The organism is Streptomyces sp. NPDC054841, assembly GCF_053611045.1.
This window is the reverse complement of the sequence record NZ_JBSGZO010000380.1, coordinates 1-8,354: the sequence shown is the minus strand read 5'-3', so window position 1 is coordinate 8,354 and position 8,354 is coordinate 1. Positions and strand designations below refer to the sequence as shown.

Annotated in this window: 8 protein-coding genes; 5 read left to right on the top strand and 3 right to left on the bottom strand. The window is 69.7% G+C overall.

Annotation, left to right across the window (positions count from 1 at the left end; all coding sequences use genetic code 11):
* Window positions 1-39 precede the first annotated feature (39 nt).
* Entirely contained in the window at window positions 40-1,269 is a 1,230-nt protein-coding gene (locus ACWGI8_RS33795; RefSeq protein WP_453666825.1) for a DUF349 domain-containing protein, read from the bottom strand.
* A gap of 173 nt (window positions 1,270-1,442) precedes the next feature.
* A complete protein-coding gene (locus tag ACWGI8_RS33790; protein WP_453666823.1) occupies window positions 1,443-2,231 on the bottom strand; it encodes a peptidylprolyl isomerase in 789 nt (262 codons plus the stop codon).
* 198 nt (window positions 2,232-2,429) lie between these two features.
* Between ACWGI8_RS33790 and ACWGI8_RS33785 the strand changes: the two genes are divergently transcribed.
* The 4 genes from ACWGI8_RS33785 (at window position 2,430) to ACWGI8_RS33770 (ending at window position 6,665) form a co-directional block, all read left to right on the top strand.
* Entirely contained in the window at window positions 2,430-3,140 is a 711-nt protein-coding gene (locus tag ACWGI8_RS33785) for an MBL fold metallo-hydrolase (protein WP_453666821.1), read from the top strand.
* Between the two features lie 11 nt (window positions 3,141-3,151).
* Entirely contained in the window at window positions 3,152-4,414 is a 1,263-nt protein-coding gene (gene hisS, locus ACWGI8_RS33780; protein WP_453666820.1) for a histidine--tRNA ligase, read from the top strand.
* A gap of 159 nt (window positions 4,415-4,573) precedes the next feature.
* Window positions 4,574-5,221: a vitamin K epoxide reductase family protein gene (locus ACWGI8_RS33775; protein ID WP_453666818.1), complete on the top strand. Its 648-nt coding sequence runs from the start codon at window positions 4,574-4,576 to the stop codon at window positions 5,219-5,221.
* Window positions 5,222-5,291: 70 nt separating this feature from the next.
* Window positions 5,292-6,665 (top strand): replication-associated recombination protein A, encoded by a 1,374-nt coding sequence (locus ACWGI8_RS33770; protein WP_453666816.1) that lies wholly within the window; start codon window positions 5,292-5,294, stop codon window positions 6,663-6,665.
* A gap of 62 nt (window positions 6,666-6,727) precedes the next feature.
* Here ACWGI8_RS33770 and ACWGI8_RS33765 read toward each other — a convergent pair whose 3' ends face one another.
* Window positions 6,728-7,486, bottom strand: coding sequence for a DUF2470 domain-containing protein (locus ACWGI8_RS33765; protein ID WP_453666814.1), 759 nt, complete (start codon window positions 7,484-7,486; stop codon window positions 6,728-6,730).
* Between the two features lie 188 nt (window positions 7,487-7,674).
* Here ACWGI8_RS33765 and rpsD point away from each other — a divergent pair, with 188 nt between their 5' ends.
* Entirely contained in the window at window positions 7,675-8,286 is a 612-nt protein-coding gene (gene rpsD, locus ACWGI8_RS33760; RefSeq protein ID WP_453666812.1) for a 30S ribosomal protein S4, read from the top strand.
* The last annotated feature ends 68 nt before the right edge of the window (window positions 8,287-8,354 follow it).

The window sequence follows — 8,354 nt, the reverse complement described above, 5'->3', positions numbered from 1 at the left end:
CGGTACGGGAACCCGTACCGGGGCCTTCGTGACGGCAGATCAGCCGCCGAACTCCTCCAGGCCCTTCAGCGCCTGGTCCAGCAGCGCCTGCCGGCCCTCGAGCTCCTTCGCGAGCTTGTCGGCCTTCGCGTTGTTGCCCGCCGCACGAGCCGTGTCGATCTGCTGACGCAGCTTGTCGACGGCGGCCTGCAGCTGACCGGTCAGACCCGCCGCGCGAGCCCGCGCCTCCGGGTTGGTGCGGCGCCACTCGGCCTCTTCGGCCTCCTGGATCGCCCGCTCGACCGTGTGCATCCGGCCCTCGACCTTCGGCCGGGCGTCGCGCGGGACATGGCCGATGGCCTCCCAGCGCTCGTTGATGGAGCGGAAGGTGGCGCGCGCGGCCTTCAGATCCGTCACGGGCAGGAGCTTCTCGGCCTCGACCGCGAGCTCTTCCTTCAGCTTCAGGTTCTCGGCCTGCTCGGCGTCACGCTCGGCGAAGACCCCGCTGCGCGCGGCGAAGAAGACGTCCTGGGCACCGCGGAATCGGTTCCACAGATCGTCCTCGTGCTCGCGCTGGGCACGGCCCGCGGCCTTCCACTCCGCCATCAGCTCGCGGTAGCGGGCGGCCGTGGGGCCCCAGTCCGTCGATCCGGACAGCGACTCGGCCTCGGCGACCAGCCGCTCCTTCGTCTGCCGGGCCACCTCGCGCTGGGCGTCCAGCGAGGCGAAGTGCGCCTTGCGTCGCTTGGAGAACGCCGAGCGCGCATGCGAGAAGCGGTGCCACAGCTCGTCGTCGGACTTCCGGTCGAGCCGGGGCAGGCCCTTCCAGGTGTCCACCAGCGCGCGCAGCCGCTCACCGGCCGCCCGCCACTGCTCGCTCTGCGCCAGCTCCTCGGCCTCGATGACCAGCGCCTCCTTGGCGTGCCTGGCCTCGTCGGTCTGCTTCGCCTTCTGCGCCTTGCGCTCCTCACGGCGCGCGTCGACGGTTGCGACGAGCGCGTCGAGCCGCTTGCGCAGCGCGTCGAGGTCACCGACGGCGTGATGCTCGTCGACCTGCTGACGGATGTGCTCGATCGCGGCCGTCGCGTCCTTCGCCGACAGATCGGTGGTCTTCACCCGCTTCTCGAGGAGGCCGATCTCGACAACCAAGCCCTCGTACTTGCGCTCGAAGTAGGCCAGTGCCTCCTCGGGAGTTCCGGCCTGCCACGATCCGACGACCTGCTCGCCCTCGGAAGTCCGCACGTACACGGTGCCCGTCTCGTCGACGCGGCCCCACGGGTCGCTGCTCACAGCGCCTCCTCCACATGATGCCTGCGAGGGGCTCCGCCCCCGGGCATCGTCCACAGTTTCCTGGACGGGCCTCGCCCGCCCTCCACAACGCGACATCAGCCCGCGCTGCACAACGCCAATCTAGGCGACCGGCCGCCCGGCTGTCCGCACTCGGCGCTGCCGAATTCGCCGGGTCACCCCTTGCTGACCGCTGCCTTCTTGATGGTGACGGGCTTCTTGGGGGCTCCGTCCTTGGCGCCGCCCTCGACTCCGGCCGCCGCCACCGTCGTGACCGCCGTCAGCCCTTCCGCGTCGATCGTGCCGAACGGCGTGTAGCCCGGCGGAAGCTTGCTGTCCTTGTAGACGAGGAAGAACTGGCTGCCGCCACTGTTCGGCTGCCCCGTGTTGGCCATCGCCACCGTGCCGGCCTTGTACGTCACCGTGCCGTCCGCGCCCGCCTTGCCGAGCCCCGTCAGGTTCTCGTCCGGGATCGTGTAGCCCGGGCCGCCGGTGCCGTCGCCCTTCGGGTCACCGCACTGCAGCACGAAGATGCCCTGCGTGGTGAGCCGGTGGCACTTCGTGTTGTCGAAGAAACCCTTGTCCGCGAGGTACTTGAACGAGTTCACCGTGCGCGGGGTCTTCGCCGCGTCCATGGTCAGCGTGATGTCGCCCTGGGTGGTCTTGAGCGACATCGTGTACGTGGCCTTCTGGTCGATGGCCATCTTGGGCTCGGGAACGCTGCTCTCGCTCTCCGTGGGCGTCGGGGCGGCGGACTCCTGCACCGACGCGTCATTGCCCGAGCCGCCGTCGGAAAGACCCACCGAGGCGTACGCCGCGGCACCCGCCGCCAGGACCACGGCGAGTGCGGCCGCGATGATCGTGTTGCGGCGCTTGGCCTGCTTACGGGCCTCCTCACGGCGCCGCTGCTGCCGCTCGAACTTCTCCCTGGCGAGCTGGCGCCGCCGCTGATCGCTGCTGACCACCGGGTCTTCTCCTTGTACGTCGTATGCGTCGTACGTCGAATGCGTCGTCGCAAATCTGTCCGGCCGATTGTGCCCGTACCGTATACGGGTTGGCTGTGTAACGAGCAGCGCCGGTAGGCTCTGATCTGCCGCATTTCGAAACTGCTTCGAGGCAGCTTCGAGACAACATTCCCGTCGGACTACACACCGAGGACGATCGTGCTTATTGCCGGGTTCCCCGCCGGGGCCTGGGGGACCAATTGTTATCTGGTCGCCCCGGCCGCAGGCGAGGAGTGCGTGATCATCGACCCGGGCCACCAGGCGGCCCAGGGAGTCGAGGAGACGCTCAAGAAGCATCGGCTCAAGCCCGTCGCCGTCGTGCTCACCCATGGCCACATCGATCATGTCGCCTCGGTCGTCCCGGTGTGCGGAGCCCATGACGTACCGGCGTGGATCCACCCCGCCGACCGGTACATGATGAGCGACCCGGAGAAGGCCCTCGGCCGCTCCATCGGGATGCCGCTCATGGGCGAGCTGACCGTGGGGGAGCCGGACGACGTCCACGAGCTGACGGACGGCGCGAAGCTGGGTCTGGCCGGTCTGGAGTTCTCGGTCGCGCATGCGCCCGGCCATACCAAGGGGTCGGTGACCTTCCAGATGCCCGAGGCCGCGGACATCCCGTCCGTCTTCTTCTCGGGCGATCTGCTCTTCGCCGGCTCCATCGGACGCACCGACCTGCCCGGCGGTGACATGGCCGAGATGCTCGACTCGCTGGCCCGCGTGTGCCTGCCGCTCGACGACTCGACCGTGGTGCTGTCCGGCCACGGCCCCCAGACGACCATCGGCCGCGAGCGCGCCACCAACCCCTATCTGAGGGACGTGGCCGCCGGCCTCGGGAGCGCACAGTCCGCTCCCCGACGAGGAATGTGACGAGACCTTCCGTGAGTACCTTCCAGGCCCCCAAGGGCACGTACGACCTGATCCCGCCGGACTCCGCGAAGTTCCTGGCGGTGCGGGACGCGATCTCCGCCCCGCTGAAGAACTCCGGTTACGGCTACATCGAGACGCCCGGCTTCGAGAGCGTCGAGCTGTTCGCCCGCGGCGTCGGCGAGTCCACCGACATCGTGACCAAGGAGATGTACACCCTGACGACCAAGGGCGGCAGCGAGCTCGCCCTGCGTCCCGAGGGCACTGCGTCCGTGCTGCGCGCGGCGCTGGAGGCCAACCTCCACAAGGCCGGCAACCTGCCCGTCAAGCTCTGGTACTCGGGCTCGTACTACCGCTACGAGCGCCCGCAGAAGGGCCGCTACAGGCACTTCTCGCAGGTCGGTGCCGAGGCGATCGGTGCCGAGGACCCGGCGCTCGACGCCGAGCTGATCATCCTGGCCGACCAGGCGTACCGCTCGCTGGGCCTCGCGAACTTCCGCATCCTGCTGAACTCGCTCGGCGACAAGGAGTGCCGTCCCGTCTACCGCGACGCGCTCCAGGGCTTCCTGCGCGCGCTCGACCTGGACGAGGACACCCGCCGCCGCGTCGACATCAACCCGCTGCGGGTCCTCGACGACAAGCGCGATTCGGTCCAGAAGCAGCTCGTGGGTGTGCCGCTGCTGCGCGACTTCCTGTGCGACGCGTGCAAGGCGTACCACGAGGAGGTGCGCGAGCTGCTCGGCGCGGCGGGTGTGGCGTACGAGGACGACGAGAAGCTGGTGCGCGGCCTCGACTACTACACGCGCACGACCTTCGAGTTCGTCCACGACGGTCTCGGCTCGCAGTCCGCGGTGGGCGGCGGCGGCCGTTACGACGGACTGTCCGAGATGATCGGCGGCCCCGCGCTTCCCTCCGTCGGCTGGGCCCTCGGTGTCGACCGTACGGTCCTGGCGCTGGAGGCCGAGGGCATCGAGCTCGAACTGCCCGCCAGCACCAGCGTGTTCGCCGTCCCGCTCGGCGAGGAGGCGCGCCGCGTCCTCTTCGGGGTCGTCACGCAGCTGCGCAGGGAAGGCGTCGCCGCGGACTTCTCGTACGGCGGCAAGGGCCTCAAGGGCGCCATGAAGAACGCGAACCGGAGCGGTGCGCGGTACGCGATCGTCGCCGGCGAGCGCGACCTCGCCGAAGGCGTCGTCCAGCTCAAGGACATGGAGTCCGGCGAGCAGACCCCGGTCGCTGTCGACGCGGTCATCGCGGAGATCCGGGCGAAGCTCTCCTGAGCACGGCCGTGCACACGGGGCCCGGACCGTTTCCCGACGGTCCGGGCCCCGTGCCATGGCCGGATCCCGGACTTCCTTATCCCCATCGAACGGTGGACACGGGCGGACGTGCGGCAGAATGACCATGCCCCAGCAGTGACCGAGTGATGGAACGGCGATATGACGACTGCAGCGGTTGACGGCGTGTCCTCCGGCCAGGAAGTGGAGGGCGTGCGAGGCACGGTCGGCGGCAGCCGCGCGTTCGGGTGGCTGCTGGTGATCACCGGCGCGGCCGGGCTGCTGGCCGCCTGGGTCATCACGATCGACAAGTTCAAGATCCTCGAGGCCAAGATCGCGGGGAAGACCTTCACCCCCGGGTGCAGCCTCAACCCGATCGTCTCGTGCGGCAGCGTGATGGAGAGCGACCAGGCCTCCGCCTTCGGGTTCCCCAACCCGATGCTCGGGCTCGTCGCCTACGGGATCGTGATCTGCGTCGGCATGAGCCTGCTCGCCGGCGCCCGCTTCCGCCGCTGGTACTGGCTGACGTTCAACGCGGGCACGCTCTTCGGCGTCGCGTTCTGCACCTGGCTCCAGTACCAGTCGCTCTACAACATCAACGCGCTGTGCCTGTGGTGCTGCCTCGCCTGGGTCGCCACGATCTTCATGTTCTGGTACGTGACGTCGCACAACATCAGGGCCGGCCTGCTCCCGGCCCCGGCGTGGGCGAAGAGCTTCCTCTCCGAGTTCACCTGGGTCCTGCCGGTGCTGCACACCGGCGTCATCGGGATGCTGATCCTGACCCGCTGGTGGGACTTCTGGATCAGCTGACGGGCAGCGGCCGCTCCGGCCGGCCGGGCCGCGGCCGCGTTGTCAGTGCTCTCACTTAGGCTTCGTCCCTGTGGAGCCCGATCTCTTTACCGCAGCCGCTGAGGAACGCCAGGAGAAGGACCCGTCCGCGAGTCCCCTGGCCGTCCGGATGCGTCCGCGCACCCTCGACGAGGTCGTCGGCCAGCAGCATCTGCTGAAGCCGGGGTCGCCGATGCGTCGACTCGTGGAGCAAGGGGCAGAGGGCAGCGGCGGGCCCGCGGGCGCCTCGTCGGTGATCCTGTGGGGCCCGCCGGGCACGGGCAAGACGACCCTCGCGTACGTGGTGTCGAAGGCGACCAACAAGCGCTTCGTCGAGCTCTCCGCGATCACCGCGGGCGTCAAGGAGGTCCGGGCGGTCATCGACGGGGCCCGCCGCGCCGCCGGCGGCTTCGGCAAGGAGACCGTCCTCTTCCTCGACGAGATCCACCGCTTCAGCAAGGCCCAGCAGGACTCACTACTGCCCGCCGTCGAGAACCGCTGGGTGACGCTGATCGCCGCGACCACCGAGAATCCGTACTTCTCGGTGATCTCCCCGTTGCTGTCCCGCTCCCTGCTGCTCACGCTGGAGCCGCTCACCGACGACGATCTGCGCGGGCTCATGAAGCGGGCGCTGACCGAGGAGCGCGGCCTGGGCGGCGCAGTGACGCTGCCCGACGACGCCGAGGCGCATCTGCTGCGCATCGCCGGGGGCGACGCCCGGCGGGCGCTGACCGCGCTGGAGGCCGCGGCCGGTGCCGCCCTCGCCAAGGGCGAGCAGTACATCCTCCTCACGACGGTGGAAGAGACGGTCGACCGCGCGGCGGTGAAGTACGACCGCGACGGCGACCAGCACTACGACGTGGCGAGCGCCCTCATCAAGTCCATCCGCGGCTCCGACGTCGACGCGGCGCTGCACTATCTGGCCCGCATGATCGAGGCGGGGGAGGACCCGCGCTTCATCGCGCGGCGGCTGATGATCTCGGCCAGCGAGGACATCGGGCTGGCCGACCCGACGGCCCTGCCGACCGCCGTCGCCGCCGCTCAGGCCGTGGCCATGATCGGCTTCCCCGAGGCGGCCCTCACGCTCAGCCACGCCACGATCGCCCTGGCCCTCGCCCCGAAGTCCAACGCCGCGACGACCGCGATAGGGGCCGCCCTGGCGGATGTGCGCCAGGGCCTGGCGGGCCCGGTCCCGCCCCATCTCCGCGACGGCCACTACAAGGGCGCGGCCAAGCTCGGCCACGCCCAGGGGTATGTGTACCCGCACGACGTCCCGGGCGCCATCGCCCCGCAGCAGTACGCGCCGGACGCGGTCCACGGCAAGCGCTACTACGAACCGACGCGGTACGGCGCGGAGGCGCGTTACGCGGACGTGGTGGAGAAGGTCCGTGAGCGTCTGCGCGGCGAGGGCTCGTCCGGCTCGTGAGGCCGTCGGCGGGCGTCCCTGCCGGCCGGCTTCCTCACTTTTTCACCGCTTCTCACCGCTTCTCACCGCGTCGCCGCGGTGAACAGCGTGTGCATCGCGTGCCGCAGACCCCCGGTGTCCCGCACCGGCTCGGGGAAGTCGAAGCGCGCGTCGAACGTACGGTTCTCCGGCCCGGTGAAGCGCACCCGGAGGCCGAACCGGTCGAGTGCCACCGGCACCACGTCCCGCACCGCCACGTACGTCTCGTCCGTCCGGTCGCCGAGCAGGGTGGACAGGCCGCGCACCTGGTCGCTGTGCGCGGAGTGCAGATGCTGAAGCAGCTCCGCCTCGTGCCGCGCGATCGGATCCGGCTCCGTACGCCCGAGATCCTCGGGTTCCACACAGCCCGCGCCCCACAGGTCGTCCACCGAGATCTCACCGACCTCCAGCCGCAGCAGCATCCAGGCGGGCCGGTCCTGGCCGGTCTCCAGCACGGCGCCCACGGGGTGCCGCTCGGCGAGCAGCTCCGTGTACCGGGCCCGGTCGTCGTTGCGCACGGCCGTGAGCCAGCCGGCCAGCCAGGCGCGGCCGCGGATGCGCTGGCGCACCGCGACGGGGGCGACGTCCGTGATCTCCATCACGGCGGTCAGGTCGTCGTCCTGGGCGTACGCGGCGGCCCTGGCGGTGGGAGAATCCCAGGGCACAAGGAGAACGACGTCACCCTCGGGTGTGACGGTGCGCGCGGCAGGCTCCCAGAAGCCGGGGCCATGGTCGCGAGCACCCGGCAGCGTGAGGGATACTGAGGCGTTGTACTCAACGAGGGTTCGTACGCGCTCGGCCATGGTGGGCTGTCGAGCGCCTTCCCTGGGACGCGGCTGACCTTGCTCATCGTCGTCGTAAGCGGACACCGATTCTTTCGAGTCGTCCGAACTGCGATGCGCACTGGGCAGGGGGATCCCATGTGGTCGAGACATTACGTCCTCCTCGAATAAGGTAAGGCTCACCTAACTTACATGGAGGTAGGTTCCACGTGAACCAGTCGCGACCCAAGGTCAAGAAGTCGCGTGCGCTCGGCATCGCTCTGACCCCGAAGGCCGTCAAGTACTTTGAGGCCCGCCCGTACCCGCCGGGTGAGCACGGCCGTGGCCGTAAGCAGAACTCGGACTACAAGGTCCGTCTGCTCGAGAAGCAGCGCCTTCGTGCGCAGTACGACGTCTCCGAGCGTCAGCTGGTCCGCGCCTACGAGCGCGCCAGCAAGGTTCAGGGCAAGACCGGCGAGGCCCTGATCATCGAGCTCGAGCGCCGTCTCGACGCCCTGGTGCTCCGTTCCGGCATCGCCCGGACGATCTACCAGGCCCGTCAGATGGTCGTCCACGGCCACATCGAGGTGAACGGCGGCAAGGTCGACAAGCCTTCCTTCCGTGTCCGCCCGGACGACGTCGTCACGGTCCGCGAGCGCTCCCGCGAGAAGCACCCGTTCCAGGTCGCCCGCGAGGGTGGCTACGCGCCCGACGGTGAGACCCCGCGCTACCTGCAGGTCAACCTCAAGGCGCTCGCCTTCCGCATGGACCGGGAGCCGAACCGCAAGGAGATCCCGGTGATCTGCGACGAGCAGCTCGTCGTCGAGTACTACGCCCGCTGATCCAGCGGTCGTAGCACCCCGGCCTCACGCGCCCGAGCCCGCCGCTTCCCCACTCCTACCGGTGGGGG

Bases quoted from the DNA above. Each gene is read 5' to 3' on its own strand.
- ACWGI8_RS33775 (WP_453666818.1), top strand. From the start codon at position 4,574: ATGACGACTGCAGCGGTTGACGGCGTGTCCTCCGGCCAGGAAGTGGAG.
- ACWGI8_RS33765 (WP_453666814.1), bottom strand. From the start codon at position 7,486: ATGGCCGAGCGCGTACGAACCCTCGTTGAGTACAACGCCTCAGTATCC.